The organism is Variovorax sp. TLI9-5A, from assembly GCF_056867935.1.
In genome coordinates this window covers 5,936,894-5,962,734 of the sequence record NZ_CP200310.1, presented here as the reverse complement: position 1 = coordinate 5,962,734, position 25,841 = coordinate 5,936,894, and the positions used below count along the sequence as shown (strand labels likewise).

Sequence of the window (25,841 nt, the reverse complement as noted above, 5' to 3'; positions counted from 1 at the left end):
TGTTTGTCGCCCTGCAAGTTGTTCCGTAACTCGGCGACAATTTGCATTCTATTCGAGCCGCGCAATACCATGCGCGCGCGTCCGTGTTTTGACTCCCTCCCGTATTCGATGATCACCCTGTTCCGCCTGCTCGCCCGCGTGCCGATGCCGCTGATGCATCGGTTCGGTGCATTGCTGGGCTGGCTGGTCTGGTGGAGCGCGCCCGGCTATCGCCGCCGCTTCAAGGCCAATGCCGAGAGCGCGGGCTTCGCGCCCGATCAATACCGTCCCGCCATCGCCGCCGCCGGCAAGATGGCTTCCGAACTGCCCTGGCTCTGGCTGCGCCCGCATGGGCAGACCGTGCTGAACCGCGTGGTGCGCTGGGAGGGTGTGGAGGCCTTCGAGGCGGCCATGCAGGCGAAGAAGGGCGTGATCCTGGTCGCGCCGCATCTCGGCAGCTGGGAGATGTGCGGCCAGGCCATCGGCGAGCGCTTTCTGTCGACCTACGGGCCGATCACCGCGCTGTTCCGCCCGGCCCGCAAGAAATGGATGGCTGACCTGATCGCAGCCGGTTCGCGCGACCGGCCCGGCCTGCAGACCCTGCCCACCAACAACACCGGCGTGCGCGGCCTGATCCGCACGCTGCGCGGCGGCGGCTACACCGGCATCCTGCCCGACCAGGTGCCGCCGCTGGGGCAGGGCGTGTGGGCGCCCTTCCTCGGCCGGCCGGCCTACACCATGACCCTTCTTCCCCGACTTGCGCAGCAGACCGGCGCGGCCTGCTTTCTCAGCGTGTGCGAACGGCTGCCGCGCGGCGCGGGCTATGTGATCCGCTTCGAACCCATCGTCGGCACTGCGCTGACGGACCCATCGGCTTCCATCGAGGACGCCGCCGCCGCCATGAACGACGGCATCGGCCGGCTGATCCACAGCCTGCCGGGCCAGTACGTGTGGGACTACGCCCGCTACAAGGAGCCGCGCGCCGAGCGCGTGGTCGCCGCTGCAGGGGAAGCTGCATGAGCCTGGGTTCCCGACTCGGCATCGGCTTCATGCGCGTGATCGCGCCGCTGCCGCTGCCCGTGGTGCGCGGTTTCGGCGCGTTCCTCGGCCGCATCCTGCACACCGTCGCGGTGCCCCGGCGGCGCGTGGTCGACACCAACCTGGCGGTGTGCTTCCCCGAGAAGTCGGAGGCCGAGCGCCGCGCCATCGCGCGCGAGACCTTCGTCTACGTGGCGCAGTCCTGGCTCGACCGCGGCTGGCTCTGGCATGCGCCCGAGAAGCTGGTGGCGAGCCGGCTCAAGGTGGTGGGCGCGGCCTCGGAGATCCGCGAGATCGCCGATGGCGACGCGCCGATGATCCTGTTCGCGCCGCACTTCTACGGCCTCGACGCCGCGGCGACCGCGCTCACGATGCACACGTCGCGCCCCTCGGCCACCATCTACACGACCCAGCGAGATCCGATGATCGATGCCTGGATCCGCGAGGGCCGCACCCGCTTCGGCGACGTGGCGGCGCTCAACCGGGTGGACGGCATCAAGCCGGTCCTGCAGGGGCTGCGCAAGGGCGGCCTGCTGTACCTGCTGCCCGACATGGACTTCGGCCGCGACCAGACCATCTTCGTGCCCTTCTACGGCGTGCAGGCGGCCACCGTGCCGTCGCTGTCGCGCTTCGCACGGCTGGGCAAGGCCAAGGTGGTGCCGGTGGTGTCGAAGCTCACGCGCGACGGCTATGAAATCGAGATCCTGCCGACCTGGCAGAACTTTCCGACCGACGACGTGGAGGCCGACACCGCGCTCATGAACGAGCGGCTGCAGGGCTACATCGACACGATGCCGTCCCAGTATTACTGGGTGCACCGCCGGTTCAAGACCCGCCCGGAAGGCGAACCACCTATCTACTGATTCCGCTGCAGGAATCCCTCGATCTCGCGCGCTACCAGCTGCGGCTGCTCGTGCACGATCCAGTGGGTCGCGTTCGGCACCTTCCTGATCTCGAGCCTCGGCACGTATTCGTCGAGCCCTTCGAGCAGGCCCGGCAGCAGCGCCGCGTCGTCGAGCGCCCAGAACACGAAGGTGGGCACTTCCACCATCAGCCGCTCGCGCGGCAGCACGGGAATGCCGTCGACGGTCTGGCCCGGCAGCGGAGGCTTCATCGGCGTCACGCGGTAGAGATTGCAGGCGCCGGTGAGGCCCGCGCTCCAGACCTCGCGGTACTGCTGCTTCACTTCCTCGGTGAGCCAGCCGTGGCCATCGGGGCCGGCCTTCATCAGCAGGAAGAAGGGCCACATGCGCTTGAAGTCGTCTGCCGCGAGCAGCGCCTCGGCGTCGGGGCGCGCGAGGAAGTTCATGTAGGCGCTCGCCTGCTGCTGCGCCGGGCTGTTGCGCAGCTCGCGGGTGAAGGTGCCGGGGTGCGGCGAATTGATGATGACCAGCCTGCCGACCTGCTGCGGGAAGGCGTTGGCGTAGCCCCAGCCGAAGGCGCCGCCCCAGTCGTGGGCGACCAGCGCGGCCATGGTGCCGTCGGCGCTTTCGGTGGCGGCGAGCTGCTGGACGTCCTGGATCAGCAGGTGCGGCTTGTAGGCCGCCACGTCGGTCGGCGAACTCGACTTTTCGAAGCCGCGCAGGTTGGGCGCCACGCAGCGGTAGCCGCCATGGGCAGGGTCGGAGAAATACTCGAGCAGTTCGTCCCAGATGAACGCGGCCTCGGGGAATCCGTGGAGGAACACCATCAGCGGCCGGCCCGGCTTGCCGGCAGCGCGGCAGCTCAGGGTCGTGCCGTTGGGCAGGCTGCGTTGGAATGTCTCGATCATGCTTCTTGTCTCCTTCGGGTTGACTGTCGTCGCTATTGTTTTGATAGTGACCTGCGCAGATGGACGGCCGGTGCAGCCTGTTCTTGCCTCAGGCGTCTCCCGGCGGCGGCTCGGGCTCGACAGCCGGTGCGTCGGTGCCATCGGGGTGCACCCAGCGCCACAGCAGCGCCGCTGCCTCGCCCACGCCCTGCTTCTTCAGGGCCGAGAACAGTTTCACCTCGCCGCCGCCGGCGTTCAGTCGCGTAATGGACAGCACCTTTGCGCCCTCACTGCGGGTGAGCTTGTCGGCCTTGGTCAGCAGCACGAGGAACTTCAGGCCCTGCTGCACGCGCGGGCGGATCACGTCGAGCAGGATTTCGTCGAGCTCGGTCAGACCGTGGCGCGGATCGCACATGAGCACCACGCCGCGCAGGTTTTCGCGCGTCATCAGGTAGTTGCCCATCACGCGCTGCCAGCGCAGCTTGGCCTCGCGCGGCACGGCCGCGTAGCCGTAGCCAGGCAGGTCGGCGAGCACCGCGTCGTCGACTTTTTGCTTGCCGATGCCGAACAGGTTGATGTGCTGCGTGCGGCCCGGCGTCTTGGAGGCGAAGGCCAGGCGTGTCTGCTGGGTGAGGGTGTTGATGGCGGTCGACTTGCCCGCGTTGGAGCGGCCGACGAAGGCGATCTCGGGCAGTTCGAAGGGGGGCAGATGCTCCAGCTGGGGCGCGCTGGTGAGGAAGTGGGCGGTGTGCAGCCAGCCCAGCGCCATGCGCTCGCGTTCTGCGACCTGGGGGTCTGCGGCGGGCGCCGCGCGGGGAGGATAGGCAGCGGGCTTGGCGCGCGGGGAGGGCATCTACGGACTTTCGAAACAGGGCCCACATTGTAGAATCGTGAGGTTTTGCGCCATAAATTCGAAGCCCCCGATATGAAGTTGTTTGCCAATATTGTGCTTGCGGCCCTCGTGGGCATCGCATCCAGCGTGAGTTTTGCAGCCGATGAACACGCGGCCAATCCGAGTGCGGCAGCCGCAGCACCGGCCAAACCGGCCAAGCCGGACCCCGCCAAGGGGGACACGTTGTTCAACGCAACGCCGGCCAACAGCCAGAGCTGCGCTTCCTGCCACAACGCCGACGGCAACTCCGCCATCGCCGCCAACCCGAAGCTGGCGCAACAACATCCCGAATACATACTCAAGCAGCTGCAGGACTTCAAGTCCGGCGCCCGCAAGAGCGCGATCATGAAGCCGCTGGCCTCGGCGCTGTCGGAAGAAGACATGCGCAACATCGCCTGGTTCGTCGGCTCGAAGAAGGTCAAGCCGGGCTTCTCGAAGGACAAGGACACCATCGCGCTGGGTGAGAAGATCTACCGCGGCGGCATCGGGGACCGCCAGATCCCGGCCTGCGCCGGCTGCCACAGCCCCAACGGCGCCGGCATTCCGGCCCAGTACCCGCGCCTGGGCGGCCAGAACGCCGACTACACCGTGGCCCAGCTCACGGCCTTCCGTGACAACGTGCGCCTGAACAGCCTCCCCATGACCGGTGTTGCAGCCAAGCTCAACGACAGGGAAATCAAGGCGGTCGCCGACTACATTGCCGGTTTGCGTTGATGATGGCGCTCCCTGGAGCGTGACCAGCCGCCGATAACAAACCCAGACAAAGGGCGGGCCGATCCAGCAGGATGGCCCGCCTTTTTTGTTTTTTCTCCTTCTCTTCCTTCCTACTTTCGCCCGATGTCCGTCTCCACCCATGGCCTTCGCGTTCACCGCGGCCCGCAGGTGCTTCGCGCCGCGGTGGAGCTGCTGTCGTCGATGCGCTTCGCGATCGCGCTGCTCACCATCATCTGCATCGCGTCGATCATCGGCACGGTGCTCAAGCAGCATGAGCCGATCAACAACTACATCAATCAGTTCGGGCCGTTCTGGGCAGAGCTGTTCCGCGCTGCGCGGCTCGACTCGATCTACAGCGCCTGGTGGTTCCTGCTGATCCTGCTGTTCCTGGTGATCAGCACCACGCTGTGCATCGTGCGCAACACGCCGCGCATCCTGATCGACCTCAAGACCTTCAAGGAAGACATCCGCGCACAGAGCCTGAAGGCCTTCGGCCAGCGAGCGGAGAGCCGGCTGGGTGAAACGCCCGAGGCGGCGGCCAACCGCATCGGCCAGCTGCTGGTGAGCGGCGGCTGGAAGGTCAAGCTGCAGCAGCGCGAGGCCACCGACGGCAGCCGTGCCACCGCGGCGGGCTGGATGGTCGCGGCGCGCGCGGGCGGCGCCCACAAGCTGGGCTACATCGCGGCCCACAGCGCCATCGTGCTGGTGTGCATCGGCGGCCTGTTCGACGGCGACCTGGTGGTGCGCGCGCAGACCTGGTTCAACGGCAAGAGCGTGTTCACCGGCGGCGGCATGATCGCCGACGTGCCGCCCCAGCACCGGCTGTCGGCCAGCAACCCGACCTTCCGCGGCAACATCCTCGTGCCCGAGGGCGGGCAGGGCAGCGTGGCCATCCTGAACCAGTCCGACGGCGTGCTGCTGCAGGAGCTGCCGTTCTCCATCGAACTGAAGAAGTTCATCGTCGACTACTACTCGACCGGCATGCCCAAGCTCTTCGCGAGCGAGGTGGTGCTGCACGACCGCGAGACCGGCGAGCAGGTGCCCGCGCGCATCGAGGTCAACCACCCGGCCAGCTACAAGGGCGTGGAGATCTACCAGTCGAGCTTCGACGACGGTGGCTCCAAGGTGAAGCTCAAGGCTGTGCCGATGGCTGCCGCAGCCAAGCCCTTCGAGGTGGAGGGCGTCATCGGCGGGCCGAGCACCGAGATCACCAACGGCAAGGACAAGCTCACGCTCGAGTACGCCGCGCTGCGCGTGATCAACGTCGAGAACTTCGCCGACGCGAATGCCATGGGCAGCGGCGCCGACGTGCGCAAGGTCGACCTGCGCCACGACATCGAATCGCGCCTGGGCGCCGCCAACAAGACCAACAAGCCGAAGGTGCTGCGCAACATCGGCCCGAGCATCGGCTACAAGCTGCGCGACGCTTCCGGCCAGGCGCGCGAGTACCAGAACTACATGGTGCCGGTCGACACCGGCGACGGCCAGCCGGTGTTCCTGCTGGGCATGCGCGAGAAGCCCGAGGAGCCCTTCCGCTACCTGCGCGTGCCGGCCGACGATCAGGGCTCGATGGACGGCTTCGTGCGCATGCGCGCCGCCTTGGGCGACGCCGCCACGCGCGAGCGCGCCATCGAGCGCTACATCGCCAAGGCCACCGATCCCAAGCGCCCCGAAATGGCCGAGCAGCTGCGCGTGTCGGCCACCCGCGCGCTGGCGCTCTTCGCGGGCAGCGAGCGCGCCAAGGCCGACGCCGCCACCGTGGGCGGCTGGCAGGCGATTGCCGAGTTCATGGAAGCCAACGTGCCCGAGGCCGAGCGCGAGCGCGCCGGCGGGGTGCTGGTGCGCATCCTCAACGACGTGCTGTTCGAGGTGCTCAACCTGAGCCGCGAAGGCGCCGGACTCGCCGCATTGCCCAACGACGAGAAATCGCAGGCCTACCTGACGCAGGCCGTGCTCGCCATCAGCGACGCGCACTTCTACCCGGCCCCGGTCGCGATGATGATGACCGACTTCACCCAGGTGCAGGCCAGCGTGTTCCAGGTGGCGCGCGCTCCTGGCAAGAACATCGTCTATCTGGGCTGCCTGTTGCTGATCGTCGGCATTTTTGCCATGCTGTACGTGCGCGAGCGCCGCCTGTGGGTGTGGCTGACGCCCGATGGCAAGGCTTCCGAAGGCGATGCGGCCGCGTCGACGGCCGCCACGATGGCCTTCTCGGTCAATCGCAAGACCATCGACAGCGACCGCGAATTCGAGCATCTCAAACGCAAGCTGCTCGCCCTGAACAAATAAGACCCCGGGACAACATGAACACCACGACCCTCACGCTCAATGAAAGCTGGCTCTCGCGCCGCAACCTGTTCGACTGGGTGTTCGCGGCGCTGGTGCTGGCCGGCGGCCTGTTCGCCTTCGCGCGCTACGCAGGGTCGATGGACTACTACGAGAAGCCGATCCTCGTGGCCGCGATGGTCTCGCTGATCGGCATCTGCTGGTTCTGGCGGCCGCTGCGGGGGCTGGCCATCGTGGTGGCTGCGGCCTCGCTGCTGGCCATCGCGTCGTACCAGGGCGACCTGTCGCGCGCCGACTCGGTGTTCTGGCTCAAGTACTTCCTGTCGAGCCAGTCGGCCATCCTCTGGATGAGCGTGCTGTTCTTCATGAGTACGCTGTTCTACTGGCTCGGCTTCTTCGGCGGCAGGCAGTCGGACACCTTCGACGCGATCGGCTCGCGCCTCGCGTGGGCGGCGGTAACCATGGCGCTGATCGGCACCATGGTGCGCTGGTATGAAAGCCACCAGCTCGGCCCGGACATCGGCCACATCCCGGTGAGCAACCTGTACGAAGTGTTCGTGCTGTTCTGCTGGCTGACGGCCGCCTTCTACCTGTACTTCGAGGAGCGCTACGGCACGCGCGCGCTCGGCGCCTTCGTGATGCTGGTGGTCAGCGCGGCGGTGGGTTTCCTGCTCTGGTACACGATCGTGCGCGAGGCGCATGAAATCCAGCCGCTGGTGCCGGCCCTGCAGAGCTGGTGGATGAAGCTGCACGTGCCGGCCAACTTCATCGGCTACGGCACCTTCGCGCTCGCGGCCATGGTCGCCTTCGCCTACCTCATCAAGGAACAGGCCGACGAGACACGCTGGTACAAGCTCACGCCGATCTGGCTCTTGGGCGTGGCGCTGTGCTTCGTGCCGGTGGCGTTCCGCCAGCGCGTGCAGGAAGCCGGCGGCAGCTACTGGGTGATCTACGCCGGCATCTCGGCGCTGATCGCCGCGGGCATCCTGCTCGGTCGCAAGCGCATCGCTGCGCGGCTGCCGGCCAACGAGGTGCTCGACGATGTCATGTACAAGTCGATCACCGTCGGCTTCGCCTTCTTCACCATCGCCACTGTGCTGGGCGCCCTGTGGGCGGCCGACGCCTGGGGCGGCTACTGGAGCTGGGACCCGAAGGAAACCTGGGCGCTGATCGTGTGGCTCAACTACGCGGCCTGGCTGCACATGCGGCTCGTCAAGGGCCTGCGCGGCACCGTGGCGGCCTGGTGGGCGCTGGGCGGGCTGGCGGTGACGACCTTCGCCTTCCTGGGCGTGAACATGTTCCTGAGCGGGTTGCACAGCTACGGCACCCTGTGAGTGCAGGCCTGCGGGCTTTCGCGAAGAATTATTGAAACCGCGCGCTCCGGCGGCGCGTAACCAGATCAGGGTTTGCCACGAACTACCCTGAGCACAACGATTCCGCGAAAGGCCCGTCATGTCGTTCCAATCCCGTCCGATCCGCCGCAGCAGCAGTAACAACAGCGGCGGCAACGGCTTCATCCATCCGCTGTCCAGCGAAATCACGCCCCGCGAGGTCTACGAGGGCCGCCGCGACATGCTCAAGCTCATGGCCGGCGGCGCAGCGGGCGCCGCGCTGGCGGCCTTCGCCTCGCGCGAGGCCCTGGCGCAGACCGAGCGCCCCAACAAGCTCGCGCCGCTGCCTGGCGCGAAGTCGGCGGTGCCTGGCGCCATGTCGATGGAGAAAGTCACCGACTACAAGGACGCCTCCACCTACAACAACTTCTACGAGTTCGGCACCGACAAGGCCGACCCGGCCAAGAACGCCGGCACGCTGAAGACGCGGCCCTGGACCGTGGAGGTGGAAGGGCTGGTCAAGAAGCCGGGCAAGTACGGCATCGAGGACCTGCTCAAGCTCAGCGCGCAGGAAGAGCGCATCTACCGCCTGCGCTGCGTCGAAGGCTGGTCGATGGTGATTCCGTGGGTCGGCTACTCGCTGGCCGAGCTCATCAGGAAGGTCGAGCCGCAGGGCAACGCCAGGTTCGTCGAGTTCGTGACGCTGGCTGACCCCAAGACCATGCCCTTCGTGGGCTCGCGCGTGCTGGACTGGCCCTACACCGAGGGCCTGCGCATGGACGAGGCGATGCACCCGCTCACGCTGCTGGCCTTCGGCATGTACGGCGAGGTGCTGCCCAATCAGAACGGCGCGCCCGTGCGGCTGGTGGTGCCGTGGAAGTACGGCTTCAAGTCGGCCAAGTCGATCGTGAAGATCCGCTTCGTCGAGAAGGAGCCGAGCACCGCCTGGAACAAGGCCGCGGCCAACGAGTACGGCTTCTATTCGAACGTGAACCCCAACGTCGACCACCCGCGCTGGAGCCAGGCGACCGAGCGCCGCATCGGCGACGGCGGCGGCCTGTTCGCCAAGCGGCGCAAGACCGAGATGTTCAACGGCTACGAAGCACAGGTCGGCCAGCTCTACGCGGGCATGGACCTGAAGAAAAACTATTGAACCGGCTCCGGCGCGCGGCCATCGCCCCATGAACAAGCTGCTCATGCATCCGGCGACCAAGCCGGTCATCTTCCTGCTGTGCCTGCTGCCCTTCGCACGGCTGGCCTACGGCGCGTTCACGGACGGGCTGGGCGCCAACCCCGCCGAGTTCCTGATCCGCGCCACCGGCGACTGGACGCTGCGCTTCATCTGCATCGCGCTGGCGGTGACGCCGCTGCGCGTGATGAGCAAGTGGAACGCGCTCGCGCGCTACCGCCGCATGCTGGGTCTGTTCGCGTATTTCTACGTGGTGCTGCACCTGCTGTGCTACAGCTGGTTCGACATGGGCTTCGAGTGGGCCGACATCGCCAAGGACATCGCGAAGCGGCCGTTCATCCTGGTGGGCTTCTCGGCCTTCGTGCTGCTCACGCCGCTGGCGGCCACGTCGTTCAATCGCGCGATCAAGGCGATGGGCGCGAAGCGCTGGCAGATGCTGCACAAGCTGGTCTACCTGATCGCGGGGCTCGGCCTGCTGCACTTCTTCTGGATGCGCGCGGGCAAGAACAATTTCGCGGAAGTGTTCGTCTACGCCGCGATCATCGCGGTGCTGCTCGCGTGGCGCGTGTGGAACTTCGCGAGCAAGCGCGGCAAGGGAAAGCCGGCGTCGGCCGGCGCGGTGCGCACCGGTTGACGCCAGGAAGATCGATCAGCGATCAGCCGTCGATTTCGCTGCGCAGCTGGTCTTCCATCGTCTCGCGACGGCGGATCAGCTTCGCGCTCGCGCCGCTCACCAGCACCTCGGCGGCGCGGCCGCGCGTGTTGTAGTTGCTGGACATGCTCATGCAGTACGCGCCCGCCGACAGCACGGCCAGCAGGTCGCCGGACAGCACATTGAGCGCTCGGTCGCGGCCGAGCCAGTCGCCGCTCTCGCAGACCGGGCCGACCACGTCGTAGGTCGTGGCATTGCCCGCGCGGGTGCGCACCGGCACGATGCGCTGGAAGGCCTGGTACATCGCGGGGCGCGGCAGGTCGTTCATGGCTGCGTCGACGATGCAGAAGTTCTTGTCCTCGCCCGGCTTGGTGTAGAGCACCTCGGTGATGCACACGCCGGCGTTGCCGACCAGCGAGCGGCCCGGCTCGATCACCAGCTTGCGCCGGCCGAAGCCGCGCGCGTCGAGCTTGGCGAGCAGCTGCTGCCAGAGCGCATCGGCCGTGGGCGGCACCTCACCGTTGTAGTCGATGCCCAGGCCACCGCCGAAGTCCAGGTGATGGATCGGCACGCCGGCCGCTTCGATGGCTTCCACCAGGTCGAGCACGCGGTCGCAGGCGTCGAGGTAGGGCGAGGCTTCGGTGATCTGCGAGCCGATGTGGCAGTCGATACCCACCACTTCCAGCCCCGGCAGCCGCGCGGCATGCTTGTAGGCCTCGACAGCGCGGTCGTGCGCGATGCCGAACTTGTTGCCCTTGAGGCCGGTGGAAATGTAGGGATGCGTCTTCGGATCGACGTTCGGATTGATGCGGATGCTGATCGGTGCGCGCTTGCCTTCGGCCACCGCCACTTCGTTGAGCACGTCGAGCTCGGCTTCGCTCTCGACGTTGAAGCAGGCGATGTTCGCAGCGAGCGCCTGGCGCATTTCGGCGCGGGTCTTGCCGACGCCCGAGAAGATGATCTTCTTCGGATCGGCGCCCACGGCCAGCACGCGCGACAGTTCGCCGCCCGAGACGATGTCGAAGCCGCAGCCGGCCTCGGCGAACACGCGCAGCACGCCGAGCGAGGAATTGGCCTTCATCGCGTAGCAGATGAGGGCGTCGCGACCCTCGAAGCCGCGCTGGTAAGCGGCCAGGGCGTCCAGCATCCATTGCCTCGAGTAGACGAAGAGGGGAGTGCCATGTTCGCGGGCCAGCGCGTCGAGCGCGACGCCTTCGACGTGCAGCGTGCCGTCGCGTTCGGCGACGTGCGGTTGGCCGGGCAGGGAGATGTTGGTGCCGGAACTCACTTGCGTTGCTCCGTGCTGCTATTGCTGCTGCCTGCCGGTGCGCTGGCGGCGGCAGCCGGTGCGGGCGCCGCCTGGCTGGAGGACGACGATGAAGAGGAGCGCAGGCTGTCGGGCGTCATGAGCTCCGGCAGGGTGGCGCGCCCGGCGGCGGCCGGATCGGTGGGCAGGTACAGCGCGCCGCGCTGTCCGCAGGCGGCGACGAGCCCTGCAGTGCCCACGGCGAGGCAGACCATGAGCGCGGCGCGGACGCGGGTGCTCACTAGAATTTGGTGAACGTTCAACATGGCGAAATTGTAATGACCGACACCGAATACATGGATCGCGCCGAGGCTGCTCTTGCAGCCATCGAGCTGGGCTGCGACCGCATCAACGAAGCGACCGACGCGGACATCGACAACCAGAGGGTGGGCGGGATGATCACGATTTCATTCCGCAACGGCAGCCAGCTGATCGTGAACCTGCAGAAACCCTTGCAGGAGATCTGGCTTGCCGCGCGTTCGGGCGGCTATCACTACCGCCACGACGGCAAGGCCTGGGTGGACACCAAGACGGGCGAGGAATTCTTCGGCAACCTGTCGCGCGAGGCGACGCTGCAGGCGGGGCAGCCGCTGAACTTCGCGGCTCCCTGAACTCCTCTGCCGGCGACGCTCAGTTGCGGAACAGGTCGAGGATGCGGTTGCGCTCCTCGGGTGGTGGGGGGGCGCCGATCGGACCGCCCGCCGGGACTTCGACCGGCGCTGCCGGTGCGGACTCGACGCCCAGGCTCGCAACGCCGCGTCCCGGCGCATAGTCGTCGTAGTACCACTCGCCGCCGACGTTCACGATGCCCGGCGGCGGGTTGGCCGAGAGTTCGGTCACCGGCACGCCCTTGATCGCAGTCTCCATGTAGGTGATCCAGATCGGCAGGCTCAGGCCGCCGCCGGTCTCGCGGTCGCCCAGGTTGCGCGGCGTGTCGTAGCCGATCCACGAGATGGCCGTCATGGTGGGCTGGAAGCCGGCGAACCAGGCGTCGAGCGAGTCGTTGGTGGTGCCGGTCTTGCCGTAAAGGTCGGGGCGCTTGAGCATGGCCTGCGCCTTGGCCGCGGTGCCGCCGCGGGCGACGGAATTCAGCAGCGTGTCCATGATGAAGGCGTTGCGCTGCGGAATGACGCGCAGCGAATCGCTCAGGAGCGGCGGCTGCTTGTCGACCAGCACCTTGTCCTTGTGATCGGTGATGCGCGTGACGAGGTACGGATTGACGCGGTAGCCGCCATTGGCGAACACCGAGTAGCCCACCGCCATCTGCATCGGGGTGACCGAGCCTGCGCCCAGTGCCATCGGCAGGTAGGCCGGGTGCTTTTCCTTGTCGAAGCCGAAGTTGGTGATCCACTCCTGCGCATAGCGCGTGCCGATGGACTGCAGGATGCGGATCGACACGAGGTTCTTCGACTTCATCAGCGCGGTGCGCATCGACATCGGGCCGTCATAGCCGCCGCCGTAGTTCTTCGGCTCCCAAGGCTGTCCGCCGGTGGTGCCGGCGTCGAAGAAGAGCGGGCCGTCGTTGATGACAGTGGCGGGGGTGAACCCCTTTTCAAGCGCCGCGGAATAGATGAAGGGCTTGAAACTCGAGCCCGGCTGGCGCCAGGCCTGTGTCACGTGGTTGAACTTGTTCTTGCCGAAGTCGAAACCGCCGACCAGCGCCTTGATCGCGCCGTCGCGCGGGTCCATGGCGACGAAGGCGCCTTCGACCTCGGGCAGCTGCGTGATTTCCCAGGTGTTCTTGGGCGTCTTCACCACGCGGATGACTGCGCCGCGGCGGATCTTGATGTTCGGCGGAGCCTTGTCGGAGAGGCCGGACTGCGCGGGCTTGAGGCCGTCTCCCGTGATCTGCACCGGGTCGCCGTTGCCGCGCACCGCGTCGATCTGCTTGGCCGTGGCCTTGAGCACGACCGCCGCCATCACGTCGCCGTTGTCGGGGTGGTCGCTGAGCGCGTCGTCGACCGCTTCATCGAGGTCCTTGGGGTCGTTCGGCAGGTCGACGAACTTCTCGGGGCCGCGATAGATCTGGCGGCGCTCGTAATCCATGATGCCCTTGCGCAGCGCCTTGTAGGCCGCCGCCTGGTCGGCCGCGACCAGCGAGGTGTAGACCTTGAGGCCGCGCGTGTAGGTGCTGTCGCCGTACTGGGCGTACATCAGCTGGCGCACGGTTTCGGCCACGTATTCGGCGTGCAGGCGGTTCGGGTCGGCGGCGTCGCGCAGGTGCAGCTCTTCCTTCTTGGCTTCCGCAGCCTGTTCGGCGGTGATGAAGCCGGCTTCCTGCATGCGGTCGATCACGTAGAACTGGCGGCCGCGCGCGCGCTGCGGGTTGTTGACCGGGTTGTTCGCGCCCGGCGCCTTGGGAAGGCCTGCCAGCATCGCGGCCTGCGCGATCGTGAGTTCCTGCAAGGGTTTGCCGAAATAGGCCTCGGAAGCGGCGGCGAAGCCGTAGGCGCGGTTGCCGAGGTAGATCTGGTTCAGGTAGATCTCGAAGATCTGGTCCTTGGTGAGCAGGTGCTCCAGCTTGAAGGTGAGCAGCACCTCGTAGATCTTGCGGGTGAGCGTTTTCTCGGAGCTCAGGTAGACGTTGCGCGCCACCTGCATCGTGATGGTCGATGCACCCTGGCTCTTCACGCGGTTCATGTTGGCCAGGCCGGCGCGCACCATGCCCTTGTAGTCGACCCCGCCGTGGTCGTAGAAGCGCGCGTCTTCGGCTGCCAGGACCGCGTCCTTCACGACCTTTGGAATGGCCGAGATCGGGGTGAGGTTGCGGCGCTCCTCGCCGAACTCGCCGATGAGGATGCCTTCGGCCGAGAACACCCGCAGCGGCAGCTTGGGCCGGTAGTCGGAGAGCTCGCTGATGTCAGGCAGGTTCGGGTACGCGACCGCGAGGGCCACGGCCACCACGCAAAGCACCGCCAGCACGCCGGCAAGCGCAATGCCGAAGCCCCAGAAGAAAAGGCGCAACAGCCATTTCAGCCAGGTCGGGCGCGTGGAGGAGGATTTCTTGGCTGGCCCTTTGGGGCTGGAAGTTTCTTGCATGAGGGGCCGCACAGAGTCACCCGACATTATAAAAAGCCGCCCCTTCCGAACGATCCGATCTTTACGGGGCTTGCATTGCCCTAATTCAAAAGTTACAAAATGCGGTTTTGCCGTCAGGTTTTGACAACGCTTGAGGAATTTGCCCTGCGGCGTTGCTTGGTTGCTGCTACGCCTGCTGCTAGCATGCAACCGAATTCAATTTTTTCTATTGGTTACAAATACAGGGGAAGAGGAACCTAACTTGGCTGCTCTTGGATCATTGTTTCGTCGTCAGAACGCTCCCCTGCTGGGGCTGGACGTAAGTTCGTCCAGCGTCAAGCTGGTCGAGCTCGGCCGTGAGGCCAGCGGCAAGCTGGTCCTGGAGCGCTGCGCCATCGAGCCCCTGGAACGCGGCTGGATCACCGACGGCAACGTCGAGAAGTTCGACGAGGTGGCGGAAGCCGTCCGTCGCGTCATCCGCAAGAGCGGCACGCGAACCCGCAACGTGGCGCTGGCGCTGCCGCCATCGGCCGTGATCACCAAGAAGATCATTCTTCCGGGCGGCATGAGTGAGCAGGAGCTCGAGATCCAGGTCGAATCCGAAGCCAACCAGTACATCCCGTTCTCGCTGGACGAAGTCAGCCTGGACTTCTGCGTGACGGGGCCGAGCACCACCTCCGCCGGCGACGTGGAAGTGCTGATCGCCGCATCGCGCAAGGAAAAGGTTCAGGACCGCGAAGGCCTGGCGGAAGCCGCCGGGCTGAAGGCGATGATCCTCGACGTCGAGTCCTATGCCTCGCGCCTGGCAACTGCCCGCCTGATCGAGCAATTGCCTGGCAAGGGTGTCGATTCGATCGTGGCGCTCTTTGAAGTGGGCGCCTTCACCACCAGCATGCAGGTGCTGCGCAACCAGGAAGTGCTGTACGACCGCGACCAGGCGTTCGGCGGCGCCCAGCTCACGCAGATGATCGTGCGCCAGTACGGCTTTTCCGCCGAGGAAGCCGAGGCGAAGAAGCGCAGCGGCGACCTGCCCGACGACTACGGCTCCGGCGTACTCAAGCCCTTCGTGGAAAGCATCGCGCAGGAAATCGCCCGCGCGCTCCAGTTCTTCTTCACCAGCACGCCGCACAACCGCGTCGACTACGTGTTGCTGGCTGGCGGATCGGCTTCGCTGCCGGGCCTGACCAACGCGGTGACGCGGCAGACCTCGTTCGCCTGCTCGCTGCTGAATCCCTTCGAGGGCATGGAAATCAGTTCGAACGTCCGCGAGAAGAAGGTCCGCCGCGAGGCCCCGTCCTATCTGACCTCGTGCGGCCTGGCGATGCGGAGGTTCCTGCAGTGATCCTCATCAATCTGCTTCCGCACCGCGAAGCTGCGCGCAAGCGCAGGCGCGAGGCGTTCTATGGCACCTTGGGTGCCGCGGCGATCCTGGGCGTCCTGATCGCCGGCTTGGGTTACCTATGGTTCGAGGCCCAGATCTCGGCGCAGCGATCGACGAACAGCTTTCTGCAGGCCGAGATCAAGAAGCTCGAAGTCGAGATCAAGGAAATCTCGACGCTGCAGGAAGAAATCGCCGCACTGCGTGCTCGCCAGCAGGCAGTCGAAGACTTGCAGGGCGACCGCAACCTGCCCGTCCACCTGCTCAACGAACTGGTCCGGCAACTGCCCGACGGCGTCTACCTGACCAACATGAAGCAGGACAACCAGACGGTCACGCTGCAAGGCATGGCGCAGTCGAACGAGCGGGTCTCGGAACTGCTGCGCAACCTCGGCAACAACAGCCCCTGGCTGGTGAAGCCGGAACTGGTCGAAATCACGTCGGCGAACGTGAACCTGAATCCTCGCGACCAGCGCCGCGTGGCCAACTTCACGATGCGCATTGGCCTGAAACGCCCCACCGATGCTCAGAAGGCCGCTGCCGAAAAGGCCTTGGCCGCAACGGCGCAGTCAAAGGGGTAACCGATCATGGCAAGCAATCGCCCCTCCCAGAAAATCGACGTCGCCGCCGCGCTGCAGCGCTTCGGCGACCAGTTCCGCGGACTCAATCCGAACGATCCTGCGGGATGGCCGCCGGTGCCCCGCTATGCGCTCTGCCTGGCCGTCACGGCGCTGGTGCTGGTCGCCCTCTGGTTCGTCTGGCTGACCAACTCGAACGACGAGCTCGAAAGCGAACGCGCAAAAGAAGTCACGCTCAAGGCCGACTACCAGAAGAAGGTGGCCCAAGCCGCCAACCTCGAGTTGCTGAAGAAGCAGCGCGAGCAGGTGCAGCAGTATGTGACCCTGCTCGAGAAGCAACTGCCCAGCAAGGCCGAAATGGATGCCCTGCTGTCGGACATCAACCAGGCGGGCCTTGGCCGCAGTCTCCAGTTCGAACTGTTCCGACCGGGGCAGGTGTCGGTCAAGGACTACTACGCCGAACTCCCGATTGCCGTTCGCGTGACCGGCCGATACCACGACATGGGTGCCTTCGCGGCCGACGTGGCAGGCCTGTCGCGGATCGTGACGCTGAACAACATCTCCGTCACCCCGCAGAAGGACAAAGACGTGCTGACGATGGACGCCACCGCGCGCACTTATCGCTACCTCGATGACGAAGAGCGGGCCGCGCAGAAGCGTGCCTCCGCACCGAAGGCGAAGAAATGAAGATCGTCGCCAAAGTACTTTGGCTGACGCTGGCAGCGTCGGCACTGAGCGCCTGCGATTCGGGCCAGGAAGACCTGCAACGCTGGATGGCCGAGCAGCGCGCCCAGGTGAAGCCCTCGGTGCCGCCCATTTCCGAGCCCAAGAAATTCACCCCGCAGGCCTATACCGAGGCCTCGGCCTTCGAGCCCTTCAACATCCTGAAGCTGACCCAGGCGCTGCGCCGCGAATCGAATCAACCGAGCACCTCGGAGCTGATCGCTCCCGAGTTGGCTCGGCGCAAGGAAGCGCTCGAAGCCTTCCCGCTCGACTCGATGGCCATGGTCGGCAGCATGAACCGCAACGGCCAGCCGGTGGCGCTGCTGCGTGTCGACAAGCTGCTCTACAAGGTGCGTGTCGGCGAATACCTGGGACTCAACTACGGGCGTATCACCCGTATCAACGAAACCGAAATCGCCTTGCGTGAAATCGTGCAAGACGCCGCCGGTGAATGGATCGAACGCGTAGCGACGCTGCAGCTGCAAGAGAGTGCGAAATGAACCAAAAGAAATCAAAGATGGCACAGTGGCTGCGCGCTGCCGGCCTGGGTCTGCTGGCCTTCGGCGCATTGGCCGTGGCTCATGCGCAAAACGCCATCGAGGCCGTGACGAGCTCCACGCAGTCGGGTGCGGAAGTCATCCGCATCGATCTTGCACAGCCGCTCACCGCGGTCCCCGCCGGATTCGCCGTGCAGACGCCGGCACGCATCGCGCTCGACTTCCCGGGCGTCACGAATGCCATCGGCCGCTCCGCCATTGAAGTGAACCAGGGCAACCTGCGCTCCGTGAACGTTGTCCAGGCCGGTGAACGCAGTCGCGTGGTGCTGAACCTGAAGCAGGCGACTGCATACAAGGCCGAGATCCAGGGCAAGTCTCTGCTGGTGATTCTCGAACCGGTAGCTGGCTCGGCGCTCGTCGCGCCAGCTTCCACGACCTTCGCGGAAAACCGCAATCGCGACACGCTGCCGTTGCGCGACGTCGATTTCCGCCTCGGTGCCGACAGCACGGGCCGGGTCATCGTCGATCTTCCGAACAACCAGGTGGGCGTGGATGTCAAGCAGCAAGGCAAGAGCCTTGTTGTGGAGTTCACGAAGTCGACGCTTCCCGAGGGGCTGCGTCGTCGTCTCGACGTGGCCGACTTCGGCACCCCGGTCCAGTTGATCACCTCGCAGCAATCGGGCGACCGCGTCCGCATGACGATCGACGCCAAGGGCGACTGGGAGCACAGCGCCTACCAGAGCGAAAACCAGTTCGTGGTCGAAGTCCGTGCCCGCAAGGTCGACCCGACCAAGCTGACGCAAGGCGTGGGCTACAACGGCGAGAAGCTGTCGCTCAACTTCCAGAACATCGAGATCCGCTCGCTGCTGCAGGTGATCGCCGACTTCACGAATTTCAACATCGTGACCTCGGATTCGGTGACCGGTGCGCTGACGCTGCGGCTGAAGGACGTTCCCTGGGATCAGGCTCTCGACATCATCATGCAGGCGAAGAACCTGGGCATGCGCAAGAACGGCAGCGTGCTGTGGATCGCGCCCAAGGATGAAATCAATGCCAAGGAAAAGCTCGAGTTCGAGGCCAAGGCAGCGATCGAGAATCTGGAGCCGCTGCGGACCCAGTCGTTCCAGCTCAACTACACCAAGGCGATCGCCATCGCGCAGGGGTTGACCGGCACGGGGGCTTCCTCTGGCGGTGGCGGCGGTAGCGGTACGACGACTCGAATCCTGAGCCCGCGCGGCAGCGTCATCGCCGAGTCGCGCACCAATCAGCTTTTCGTGTCGGATATTCCGTCGCGTCTGGCCCAGGTGACCGAGCTGATTCAGAAGCTGGACGTGCCGGTGCGTCAGGTGCTGATCGAAGCACGGATCGTGGAAGCGTCCGATACCTTCGGCAAGTCGCTGGGCGTGCGGTTGGGCGGCGGTATTGCCGGTGAGCGTGTCGCATCCTCCGGCGGCAATTCGGCCTTCGCCAATCTCGGTGTGATGCCGGTGGTGACGCCGGGCACCAACGGTGGCCGGAGTACCGCCAACACCACCTGGACCAACTCCAACTTCATCAACCTCCCCGCAGGCGATGCGGGTGGCACCGGCAACGCAGCAGGCACGTTCGCGATCTCGCTCTTCAACTCGAGCTTCTCGCGCATGCTGAACCTCGAAATCTCGGCGCTCGAGGCCGACGGCAAGGGCAAGCTGGTGTCCAGCCCCCGCGTGATCACGGCGGACCAGACCAAGGCGCTGATCGAGCAGGGCGAGGAAATCCCGTACCAGCAGGCCACGTCCAGCGGTGCGACCTCGATCTCATTCCGCAAGGCGGTGCTGAAGCTCGAAGTCACGCCCCAGATCACGCCCGAAGGCAACATCATCCTGACGCTGGACGTGAGCAAGGACGCCCGCGGCGTGAATACTTCGGCGGGTCCGGCGATCAACACCAAGCACGTGCAGACCGAGGTGCTGGTCGAGAACGGCGGCACGGTTGTCATCGGTGGTATCTTCGAGCTCACCGAAACCAATGACGAATCGCGCGTGCCGGTGCTGGGTGAAGTGCCCTACCTTGGGGCACTGTTCCGCAAGCGCGAACGCGTTGCCAACAAGACTGAAATGCTCGTCTTTATCACCCCGAAGATGATTACGGACCGCAACGCCGCGCGCTGACGCGCGGGCGTAGCAGCCACCGCGTGGCGGTCGCACTCGTCGGCTTGCCCGGCGCCGGAAAATCCGCAGTGGGCCGGCGCCTGGGGATGCGGCTGGACCTTCCTTTCGTAGATACCGACCACGTGATCGAGCAGCGCATCGGCTGCTCGATCCGCGATTATTTCGAGCGCGAGGGCGAAATCGCCTTCCGCGACCTCGAGCAGACGGTGATCGCCGACCTGGCCGCCAATGCCCACGGAATTCTGGCTACCGGCGGCGGTGCGGTGCTTCGGGAGGCCAACCGCAAGCAGTTGCGCGATCACTTCCATGTGATCTACCTGCGCTCCTCCCCTGAAGACCTTTTCCGGCGCCTGCGCCATGATGTCAAGCGGCCCCTGCTGCAGGTGGCCGACCCGCTGGGGCGGCTTCGGGAACTGCACGACGCGCGCGATCCGTTCTACCGGGAGACCGCCCACGACGTGGTCGATACCGGCCGGCCGACGATCGCGATGCTGGTGAACATCATCGTGATGCAGCTGGAGCTGGCGGGCATCGTCGAGCCGGGCGCCCACCCCGAAGAGCCCCCGGCCTGAGCCTGCCCAGCCGCAGCGCCTAAACTCGCTGCCCATGTCCCTGTCCGAACTCTCCGCTCCGCCAGAACGCGTCGACATCCAGCTCGGCGATCGCAGCTATCCGATTTTGATCGGCGCCGGCCTGCTGGACGACCCGCGGAGCTTCGATGCCACGCCTGCATCGGCCACGGCCCTGATCGTCAGCAACACCACGGTGGCGCCGCTCTACGCCAAGGCGTTGCAATCAGCCCTGGCGGGCCGTTTCCGGGCGGTTCACCTGCTCGAACTGCCTGACGGCGAGGCCTACAAGAACCTGCAGACGCTGAACCTGATCTTCGACGAGCTCCTCGGCCGGGGCAGCGACCGCAAGACCATGCTGTTCGCGCTGGGCGGCGGGGTGGTCGGCGACATGACCGGCTTCGCAGCCGCCAGTTACATGCGTGGCGTGCCCTTCGTGCAGGTGCCGACCACGCTGCTGGCCCAGGTGGATTCTTCGGTGGGCGGCAAGACGGCCATCAACCACCCGCTCGGCAAGAACATGATCGGTGCGTTCTATCAGCCGCAGCTCGTGGTCTGCGACCTGGCGACGCTCCAGACCCTGCCTCCGCGCGAACTCAGCGCCGGCCTGGCCGAAGTCATCAAGTACGGCCCGATCTACGACATGGCCTTCCTCGACTGGATCGAGGCGAACATCGAAGCCCTCGTCGTGAGGGAGCCGGCCGCGCTGGCCCACGCCGTCAAGCGCAGTTGCGAGATCAAGGCACTGGTGGTCGGGCAGGACGAGCGAGAGACGGGCCTGCGCGCGATCCTCAATTTCGGCCACACCTTCGGCCACGCGATCGAATCGGGCCTTGGCTATGGCGAATGGCTGCATGGCGAGGCGGTGGGCTGCGGCATGGTCATGGCGGCGCGGCTGTCGCAGCGGCTCGGCGGCGTCGATGCCGCCTTCGTCAAGCGGCTTACCCGGCTGATCGAGCGGGCCGGCCTGCCGATCGTCGGCCCGGCGCTGGGCGCCGACCGCTACCTGGAGCTGATGCGCGTCGACAAGAAATCGGAAGCCGGCGAAATCCGCTTCGTGGTGATCGACCGTCCCGGCTCCGCGGTGGTCCGCAGCGCGCCCGACGCGCTCGTGCGCGAAGTGCTTGCGCAGAGCTGCGCGGCGCAATGAGCCTCGCGGCCTACGCCTGCCAGCCCGCGCGTTCGCGCGGCCGTCGGCATGCGGAGCCGCCCGCGCCCACGCGCGATGCTTTCCAGCGCGATCGCGACCGGATCGTGCATTCCACCGCCTTCCGCCGGCTGGTCTACAAGACGCAGGTGTTCCTGAACCACGAGGGCGACCTGTTCCGCACCCGGCTCACGCATTCGCTAGAAGTGGCCCAGCTGGGGCGGTCGATCGCGCGGGCCCTGCGGATCAACGAGGACCTGGTCGAGGCGATCGCCCTGGCGCACGACCTTGGCCACACGCCCTTCGGCCACGCCGGGCAGGATGCGCTCAACGATTGCATGACCGGTCACGGCGGCTTCGAGCACAACCTGCAGAGCCTGCGCGTGGTCGATGCGCTTGAGCACCGCTATCCGCAGTACGACGGCCTGAATCTCAGCTTCGAGACCCGCGAGGGAATCCTCAAGCACTGCTCGCGCGCGAATGCCGAGCGGCTGGAGGCGGCCGAGCCCAACGGCGTCGCCCGGCGTTTTCTCGACCGCACCCAGCCGGGGCTGGAGGCCCAGCTGTGCAACCTGGCCGATGCCATCGCCTACAACGCCCATGACATCGACGACGGCGTGCGTTCGGGGCTCATCACCGTCGAGCAGCTGTCCGAGGTGGAGCTGTTCGAGCGCCATCGCCGCGAGGCGCTGGCCGAGCATCCGCAGCTCCAAGGCCGCCGCGTTCTCTACGAAACCATCCGCCGCATGCTGAGTGCGCAGGTCTACGACGTGATCGATGCGACTCGCGCGGCGCTCGAAGCGCTCGCGCCGGCCGATGCCGACGCCATACGCAAGGCCCCGCCGGTCGTCGCGTTCAGCGAGGTCATGCAGGCCCAGTCGGAAGACCTGAAACGCTTTCTCTTTCACAACCTCTACCGGCATCCCCAGGTCACGCAGACCACTGACCAGGCGAGGCAGGTGGTGCGGGAACTGTTCGAGGCGTATCTGGAGCGCGGCTCCGAGATGCCGGCCTCTTACGCCGAGCGGCAGGACAGGCATCGCGCCGTCGCCGACTACATCGCCGGCATGACCGACCGTTTCGCCGTGCGCGAGCATGAGCGGCTCACCGGCCGCCGGGGCATCGCATGAGCGGCCAGGCCGGGCGCCCCCGCATTCCCGCTGCCGCGCTGGCTGTCCTGCTGGGTGGCGTCAGCGGGGCCTTGCACCTGGGCAAGCTGCCGCCGGCGGTACCGGCGCTGCAGGCATCGCTGGGCATCGACCTGGTCGAGGCCGGGTTCCTGCTCTCGCTGGTGCAGGTTGCGAGCATGACGCTGGGGTTGCTGGTCGGACTGGCGGCCGACACTATCGGCCTTCGCCGCAGCATGCTGACGGGGCTGATCGTTCTGACGGTCGCCAGCCTGCTCGGCGGCGCGGCCGGCACCGGGCTGGGTGGCGGCGGGGAACATGCCGTGCGATGGCTGCTGGTGCTGCGCGCCATGGAAGGTGTCGGCTTCCTGCTGGCGGTGATGCCGGGGCCCGGGCTGATCCGCGCTTTGACGCCTCCGGGCGCCGACAAGGCTGCGCTGGGCCTTTGGGGCGCCTACATGCCGCTCGGCGTGGCCCTCGCTCTGCTGCTCGGACCGGCCCTGATCGCCTGGGGCGGCTGGGTGGACTGGTGGTGGGCGCTGTCGGCCGTGTCGGCCGGTGCGGCGCTCTGGCTCTGGATGGTGGTGCCCGCCGACCGGCTCCGTCCGTCCGCGGCGGGCCCGGCGGCCGGCGGATGGGCGTCGCGGCTGCGCGCCACCGTCGGCGCGCGCGCACCCTGGCTGGTCGCGCTGACCTTTGCCGTGTACTCGTCGCAATGGATGGCGGTGATCGGCTTCCTGCCCGCCATCTACGCGGGTGCAGGCGTGCCGGCCGCCTGGAATGCGGTGCTCACCGCGCTCGCGGCTGCGATGAACATCGTCGGCAACGTCGCCGGTGGGCGCTGGCTGCAGCGCGGGGTGGCGCCCGAGCGCCTGTTGCAGCTCGGTTTCCTGACGATGGCGCTCGGCGGCGTGGCTGCCTTTGCGCAGATGGGGCAGGGCGCCGATGCGCTGGGTTTGCCGCCCGCGCTGCGCTACATCGCCGTGTGTGCCTTCTCGCTGGGCGGCGGCATGGTGCCGGCCACGCTGTTCCTGCTGGGCGTGCGGCTCGCGCCCGGGCCGTCCACCGTGTCGACCACCGTCGGGCTGATGCAGCAGGCATCCTCGCTGGGCCAGTTCCTGGCGCCGCCCGCGGTCGCATGGCTGGCGCACCGCGTCGGCGGCTGGCACTGGACCTGGACGGCCACGCTGGCCTGCTCGCTGGTCGGCATGGCGATCGCGCGGCGCCTGGGGCGCATTCGCCCCGCTGCGGAGATGGCATGACGCTCCCGGCGACAATTGCAACCCTCCAGGCCGAAGCCGACACGCGGCGCTGGCTCGAGCGCGCGGTGATCGGTCTCAACCTGTGCCCCTTCGCGAAGGCCGTGCACGTGAAGGGGCAGATCCACTACGCGGTGTACGAGTCCGCCGAGGAGGCCGACCTGATGGACGCGCTGCTGGCCCAGGCTCGGGATCTCGTGGCGCTCGACGCCGCCGTGCGCGACACAACCCTTCTGATTGCACCGAACGCCTTGCCTGACTTTCTGGATTTCAACGACTTCACGGCACGCGCCGAGCGCCGGCTCGCGCGCGCCGGTTTCGACGGCGTGCTGCAACTCGCGAGCTTCCATCCGCGATTCCAGTTCGCCGGCACCGAGGCCGACGACATCGGCAACGCGACCAACCGCGCGCCGTACCCCACGCTGCATCTTCTGCGCGAGGACAGCGTGAGCCGCGCGGTCGAGGCCTTTCCCGAGGCGGAGGCGATCTTCGAGCGCAACATCGACACGCTCGAAGAGCTTGGGACGCAAGGCTGGGCCGAACTGGACGTCGGGCCGGGGAGCGCAAGGCCATGAACACGAAGACCGCACCCAAGACGAACAAGGCCGCCAAGGCCGATGCCGAACTGGCCGAGGTCCTGCGCCCCGGCCAGTCGGTCGAGCTGCTCAAGGAACTGCACATCCTGACCCGCGAGGGCCGGCTCAACCAGGATTCGCGGCGCAAGCTCAAGCAGGTCTACCACCTGTTCCAGTTCATCGAGCAGCTGCTGCGGGAGCTGCCGGAGGAGGGCGCGGGCGCCACGCTGGCGGATCATGGAGCGGGCAAGTCGTACCTGGGCTTCATCATCTACGACCTGTTCTTCCGGGCGCGGCAGGGCGGCAACGGCCATGTCTACGGCATCGAGACGCGCGGCGAGCTGGTCGAACGCTCGCGCGAGCTGGCGAAGCGACTGGGCTTCGAGCGCATGTCGTTCCTGAACCTCACGGTGGCCGAATCCGCGCAGTCGGGCGAGTTGCCGTCGCAGATCGACGTGGTCACCGCGCTGCATGCCTGCGACACCGCCACCGACGACGCCATCGCCTTCGGCCTGTCCAAGAAGGCGCGCTGCATGGTGCTGGTGCCCTGCTGCCAGGCCGAGGTGGCCGCCTGCCTGCGCGAGACCAAGGCGCTCGCGCTCTCGCGCACGCCGCTGGCCGAGCTGTGGCGCCATCCGCTGCACACGCGCGAGATCGGCAGCCAGGTCACCAACGTGCTGCGCTGCCTGTATCTGGAGGCCAACGGCTACAGCGTCACCGTCACCGAGCTGGTCGGCTGGGAGCACAGCATGAAGAACGAGCTGATCCTGGCGCGATACACCGGGCAGCGAAAGGCGAGCGCGGCCGCGCGGCTGCGCGAGCTGCTGGCGCAATTCGGGCTCGACAGGCTGGGCGACACGCGCTTCAGCCTCGCCTGACGCCGGCTCGCAGGCCGCCTGGCTCTCCATGGCCCGTCTTCCCCGTCTCACGCTGGCCGACGTGCCGCACCACGTGATCCAGCGCGGCAACAACCGCCAGCCGATCTTCACGGATCGCGCCGACCACGAGAAACTGCTCGCCCTGCTGGCCGAGAACGCCACGCGCTTCGGCATCGCGGTGCACGCCTACGTGCTGATGGACAACCATTTCCACTTGCTGGCCACGCCCGCCAGCGTCACCGGGCTGCCGCAGTTCATGCAGTCGGTGGGCCGGGCCTATGTGCGTTACTTCAACGACCGGCACGGCCGCAGCGGCACGCTGTGGGAAGGGCGCTACAGGTCGACGCTGATCCAGACCGAGCGCTACCTGCTCACCTGCATGGCCTATATCGACCTCAACCCGGTGCGGGCGGGCATGGTGGCCGATGCGCGCGACTTCCCGTGGTCCAGCCACGGCCACTACGCCGGCCTGCGGCACGACAAGCTGCTGACGCCGCACCCGCTGTACTGGCAGCTCGGCAACACGCCGTTCGCGCGGGAGGCCGCGTATGTCGAGTTGGTGCGTGCCGGCGTGCGCGCGGCCGACCAGACGGCGCTGACCGAAGCCACGTTGCGGGGCTGGGCGGCGGGCGACGAGGACTTTCTCGACAGCCTCCAAAAGTCGACCGACCGCCGCGTGGTCAAAGCCAAGGCTGGGCGGCCGCCTTCGACGTCTCAATCCTGACTTGAAAAGCCTCTTCAATCCATTGTCTGGATTAGCTCTTTTGCTCCTGTTTTTGATGTGTCCCTAATTTAATTCCTATCG

Annotated in this window: 25 protein-coding genes; 20 read left to right on the top strand and 5 right to left on the bottom strand. The window is 66.6% G+C overall.

Annotated elements, in window-relative coordinates; translation table 11 throughout:
- Window positions 1-108: 108 nt before the first annotated feature.
- Both AC1VNX_RS28390 and AC1VNX_RS28385 read left to right on the top strand, forming a co-directional pair.
- Window positions 109-999 carry a lysophospholipid acyltransferase family protein gene (locus tag AC1VNX_RS28390; protein ID WP_483160892.1) on the top strand — a complete coding sequence of 297 codons (891 nt, stop codon included), beginning with the start codon at window positions 109-111 and terminating at the stop codon, window positions 997-999.
- Entirely contained in the window at window positions 996-1,880 is an 885-nt protein-coding gene (locus AC1VNX_RS28385; protein ID WP_483160891.1) for an LpxL/LpxP family acyltransferase, read from the top strand. The genes AC1VNX_RS28390 and AC1VNX_RS28385 overlap by 4 nt, the downstream gene beginning before the upstream one ends.
- On the opposite strand, the gene AC1VNX_RS28380 is transcribed toward AC1VNX_RS28385, so the two are convergent.
- Entirely contained in the window at window positions 1,874-2,788 is a 915-nt protein-coding gene (locus AC1VNX_RS28380) for an alpha/beta fold hydrolase (RefSeq protein WP_483160890.1), read from the bottom strand. The genes AC1VNX_RS28385 and AC1VNX_RS28380 overlap by 7 nt on opposite strands.
- Before the next feature lie 88 nt (window positions 2,789-2,876).
- On the bottom strand, window positions 2,877-3,620 hold the full coding sequence (gene yihA, locus AC1VNX_RS28375) for a ribosome biogenesis GTP-binding protein YihA/YsxC (protein WP_483160889.1): 744 nt from the start codon (window positions 3,618-3,620) through the stop codon (window positions 2,877-2,879).
- Between the two features lie 72 nt (window positions 3,621-3,692).
- Here yihA and AC1VNX_RS28370 point away from each other — a divergent pair, with 72 nt between their 5' ends.
- The 5 genes from AC1VNX_RS28370 to AC1VNX_RS28350 all read left to right on the top strand — a co-directional run bounded on the left by AC1VNX_RS28370 (window position 3,693) and on the right by AC1VNX_RS28350 (window position 9,813).
- Window positions 3,693-4,373, top strand: a complete 681-nt coding sequence (locus tag AC1VNX_RS28370; RefSeq protein WP_483160888.1) for a c-type cytochrome — start codon at window positions 3,693-3,695, stop codon at window positions 4,371-4,373.
- A gap of 123 nt (window positions 4,374-4,496) precedes the next feature.
- Window positions 4,497-6,662: a cytochrome c biogenesis protein ResB gene (locus tag AC1VNX_RS28365; protein WP_483160887.1), complete on the top strand. Its 2,166-nt coding sequence runs from the start codon at window positions 4,497-4,499 to the stop codon at window positions 6,660-6,662.
- 14 nt (window positions 6,663-6,676) lie between these two features.
- The gene (ccsB, locus tag AC1VNX_RS28360; RefSeq protein ID WP_483160886.1) at window positions 6,677-7,993 is read left to right on the top strand and encodes a c-type cytochrome biogenesis protein CcsB; all 1,317 of its coding nucleotides are present in this window, start codon (window positions 6,677-6,679) and stop codon (window positions 7,991-7,993) included.
- Between the two features lie 118 nt (window positions 7,994-8,111).
- Window positions 8,112-9,143, top strand: coding sequence for a protein-methionine-sulfoxide reductase catalytic subunit MsrP (gene msrP / locus AC1VNX_RS28355; protein WP_483160885.1), 1,032 nt, complete (start codon window positions 8,112-8,114; stop codon window positions 9,141-9,143).
- Between the two features lie 28 nt (window positions 9,144-9,171).
- A complete protein-coding gene (locus tag AC1VNX_RS28350; protein ID WP_483160884.1) occupies window positions 9,172-9,813 on the top strand; it encodes a protein-methionine-sulfoxide reductase heme-binding subunit MsrQ in 642 nt (213 codons plus the stop codon).
- Window positions 9,814-9,835: 22 nt separating this feature from the next.
- On the opposite strand, the gene lysA is transcribed toward AC1VNX_RS28350, so the two are convergent.
- Both lysA and lptM read right to left on the bottom strand, forming a co-directional pair.
- Window positions 9,836-11,119 (bottom strand): diaminopimelate decarboxylase, encoded by a 1,284-nt coding sequence (gene lysA, locus AC1VNX_RS28345; RefSeq protein WP_483160883.1) that lies wholly within the window; start codon window positions 11,117-11,119, stop codon window positions 9,836-9,838.
- The gene (lptM, locus tag AC1VNX_RS28340) at window positions 11,116-11,379 is read right to left on the bottom strand and encodes an LPS translocon maturation chaperone LptM (RefSeq protein WP_483160882.1); all 264 of its coding nucleotides are present in this window, start codon (window positions 11,377-11,379) and stop codon (window positions 11,116-11,118) included. Before lptM ends, lysA begins: the two co-directional genes overlap by 4 nt.
- Window positions 11,380-11,415: 36 nt before the next feature.
- Here lptM and cyaY point away from each other — a divergent pair, with 36 nt between their 5' ends.
- Complete coding sequence (cyaY, locus tag AC1VNX_RS28335; protein WP_483160881.1) at window positions 11,416-11,748, top strand: iron donor protein CyaY; 333 nt, start codon at window positions 11,416-11,418, stop codon at window positions 11,746-11,748.
- A gap of 19 nt (window positions 11,749-11,767) precedes the next feature.
- On the opposite strand, the gene AC1VNX_RS28330 is transcribed toward cyaY, so the two are convergent.
- A complete protein-coding gene (locus AC1VNX_RS28330) occupies window positions 11,768-14,176 on the bottom strand; it encodes a penicillin-binding protein 1A (protein ID WP_483160880.1) in 2,409 nt (802 codons plus the stop codon).
- A gap of 241 nt (window positions 14,177-14,417) precedes the next feature.
- Here AC1VNX_RS28330 and AC1VNX_RS28325 point away from each other — a divergent pair, with 241 nt between their 5' ends.
- Genes AC1VNX_RS28325 through AC1VNX_RS28270 form a run of 12 tightly spaced genes read left to right on the top strand, consistent with a single transcriptional unit; the run spans window position 14,418 to window position 25,760 of the window.
- Entirely contained in the window at window positions 14,418-15,497 is a 1,080-nt protein-coding gene (locus tag AC1VNX_RS28325) for a pilus assembly protein PilM (protein ID WP_483160879.1), read from the top strand.
- Entirely contained in the window at window positions 15,494-16,114 is a 621-nt protein-coding gene (locus AC1VNX_RS28320) for a PilN domain-containing protein (protein ID WP_483162028.1), read from the top strand. Before AC1VNX_RS28325 ends, AC1VNX_RS28320 begins: the two co-directional genes overlap by 4 nt.
- Before the next feature lie 6 nt (window positions 16,115-16,120).
- Window positions 16,121-16,798, top strand: a complete 678-nt coding sequence (locus tag AC1VNX_RS28315) for a type IV pilus inner membrane component PilO (protein ID WP_483160878.1) — start codon at window positions 16,121-16,123, stop codon at window positions 16,796-16,798.
- On the top strand, window positions 16,795-17,334 hold the full coding sequence (locus AC1VNX_RS28310; protein ID WP_483160877.1) for a pilus assembly protein PilP: 540 nt from the start codon (window positions 16,795-16,797) through the stop codon (window positions 17,332-17,334). Before AC1VNX_RS28315 ends, AC1VNX_RS28310 begins: the two co-directional genes overlap by 4 nt.
- Complete coding sequence (locus AC1VNX_RS28305) at window positions 17,331-19,481, top strand: type IV pilus secretin PilQ (RefSeq protein WP_483160876.1); 2,151 nt, start codon at window positions 17,331-17,333, stop codon at window positions 19,479-19,481. Before AC1VNX_RS28310 ends, AC1VNX_RS28305 begins: the two co-directional genes overlap by 4 nt.
- A gap of 23 nt (window positions 19,482-19,504) precedes the next feature.
- Complete coding sequence (locus tag AC1VNX_RS28300; protein WP_483160875.1) at window positions 19,505-20,053, top strand: shikimate kinase; 549 nt, start codon at window positions 19,505-19,507, stop codon at window positions 20,051-20,053.
- 34 nt (window positions 20,054-20,087) lie between these two features.
- Window positions 20,088-21,200 carry a 3-dehydroquinate synthase gene (aroB, locus tag AC1VNX_RS28295; RefSeq protein ID WP_483160874.1) on the top strand — a complete coding sequence of 371 codons (1,113 nt, stop codon included), beginning with the start codon at window positions 20,088-20,090 and terminating at the stop codon, window positions 21,198-21,200.
- Window positions 21,197-22,327: a deoxyguanosinetriphosphate triphosphohydrolase gene (locus AC1VNX_RS28290; RefSeq protein ID WP_483160873.1), complete on the top strand. Its 1,131-nt coding sequence runs from the start codon at window positions 21,197-21,199 to the stop codon at window positions 22,325-22,327. Before aroB ends, AC1VNX_RS28290 begins: the two co-directional genes overlap by 4 nt.
- Window positions 22,324-23,586 carry an MFS transporter gene (locus AC1VNX_RS28285; RefSeq protein WP_483160872.1) on the top strand — a complete coding sequence of 421 codons (1,263 nt, stop codon included), beginning with the start codon at window positions 22,324-22,326 and terminating at the stop codon, window positions 23,584-23,586. Before AC1VNX_RS28290 ends, AC1VNX_RS28285 begins: the two co-directional genes overlap by 4 nt.
- Entirely contained in the window at window positions 23,583-24,158 is a 576-nt protein-coding gene (locus AC1VNX_RS28280) for a DUF1415 domain-containing protein (protein ID WP_483160871.1), read from the top strand. Before AC1VNX_RS28285 ends, AC1VNX_RS28280 begins: the two co-directional genes overlap by 4 nt.
- Window positions 24,155-25,036 carry a class I SAM-dependent methyltransferase gene (locus AC1VNX_RS28275; protein ID WP_483160870.1) on the top strand — a complete coding sequence of 294 codons (882 nt, stop codon included), beginning with the start codon at window positions 24,155-24,157 and terminating at the stop codon, window positions 25,034-25,036. Before AC1VNX_RS28280 ends, AC1VNX_RS28275 begins: the two co-directional genes overlap by 4 nt.
- 28 nt (window positions 25,037-25,064) lie before the next feature.
- Entirely contained in the window at window positions 25,065-25,760 is a 696-nt protein-coding gene (locus AC1VNX_RS28270; RefSeq protein ID WP_483160869.1) for a transposase, read from the top strand.
- Window positions 25,761-25,841 lie beyond the last annotated feature (81 nt).

Bases quoted from the DNA above. Each gene is read 5' to 3' on its own strand.
- AC1VNX_RS28315 (WP_483160878.1), top strand. From the start codon at position 16,121: ATGGCAAGCAATCGCCCCTCCCAGAAAATCGACGTCGCCGCCGCGCTG.
- AC1VNX_RS28385 (WP_483160891.1), top strand. From the start codon at position 996: ATGAGCCTGGGTTCCCGACTCGGCATCGGCTTCATGCGCGTGATCGCG.
- AC1VNX_RS28390 (WP_483160892.1), top strand. From the start codon at position 109: ATGATCACCCTGTTCCGCCTGCTCGCCCGCGTGCCGATGCCGCTGATG.
- AC1VNX_RS28370 (WP_483160888.1), top strand. From the start codon at position 3,693: ATGAAGTTGTTTGCCAATATTGTGCTTGCGGCCCTCGTGGGCATCGCA.
- yihA (WP_483160889.1), bottom strand. From the start codon at position 3,620: ATGCCCTCCCCGCGCGCCAAGCCCGCTGCCTATCCTCCCCGCGCGGCG.
- AC1VNX_RS28310 (WP_483160877.1), top strand. From the start codon at position 16,795: ATGAAGATCGTCGCCAAAGTACTTTGGCTGACGCTGGCAGCGTCGGCA.
- msrP (WP_483160885.1), top strand. From the start codon at position 8,112: ATGTCGTTCCAATCCCGTCCGATCCGCCGCAGCAGCAGTAACAACAGC.
- AC1VNX_RS28330 (WP_483160880.1), bottom strand. From the start codon at position 14,176: ATGCAAGAAACTTCCAGCCCCAAAGGGCCAGCCAAGAAATCCTCCTCC.
- AC1VNX_RS28285 (WP_483160872.1), top strand. From the start codon at position 22,324: ATGAGCGGCCAGGCCGGGCGCCCCCGCATTCCCGCTGCCGCGCTGGCT.
- AC1VNX_RS28275 (WP_483160870.1), top strand. From the start codon at position 24,155: ATGAACACGAAGACCGCACCCAAGACGAACAAGGCCGCCAAGGCCGAT.
- AC1VNX_RS28350 (WP_483160884.1), top strand. From the start codon at position 9,172: ATGAACAAGCTGCTCATGCATCCGGCGACCAAGCCGGTCATCTTCCTG.
- cyaY (WP_483160881.1), top strand. From the start codon at position 11,416: ATGACCGACACCGAATACATGGATCGCGCCGAGGCTGCTCTTGCAGCC.
- ccsB (WP_483160886.1), top strand. From the start codon at position 6,677: ATGAACACCACGACCCTCACGCTCAATGAAAGCTGGCTCTCGCGCCGC.
- AC1VNX_RS28365 (WP_483160887.1), top strand. From the start codon at position 4,497: ATGTCCGTCTCCACCCATGGCCTTCGCGTTCACCGCGGCCCGCAGGTG.
- AC1VNX_RS28290 (WP_483160873.1), top strand. From the start codon at position 21,197: ATGAGCCTCGCGGCCTACGCCTGCCAGCCCGCGCGTTCGCGCGGCCGT.
- AC1VNX_RS28305 (WP_483160876.1), top strand. From the start codon at position 17,331: ATGAACCAAAAGAAATCAAAGATGGCACAGTGGCTGCGCGCTGCCGGC.
- AC1VNX_RS28270 (WP_483160869.1), top strand. From the start codon at position 25,065: ATGGCCCGTCTTCCCCGTCTCACGCTGGCCGACGTGCCGCACCACGTG.
- AC1VNX_RS28380 (WP_483160890.1), bottom strand. From the start codon at position 2,788: ATGATCGAGACATTCCAACGCAGCCTGCCCAACGGCACGACCCTGAGC.
- AC1VNX_RS28280 (WP_483160871.1), top strand. From the start codon at position 23,583: ATGACGCTCCCGGCGACAATTGCAACCCTCCAGGCCGAAGCCGACACG.
- aroB (WP_483160874.1), top strand. From the start codon at position 20,088: ATGTCCCTGTCCGAACTCTCCGCTCCGCCAGAACGCGTCGACATCCAG.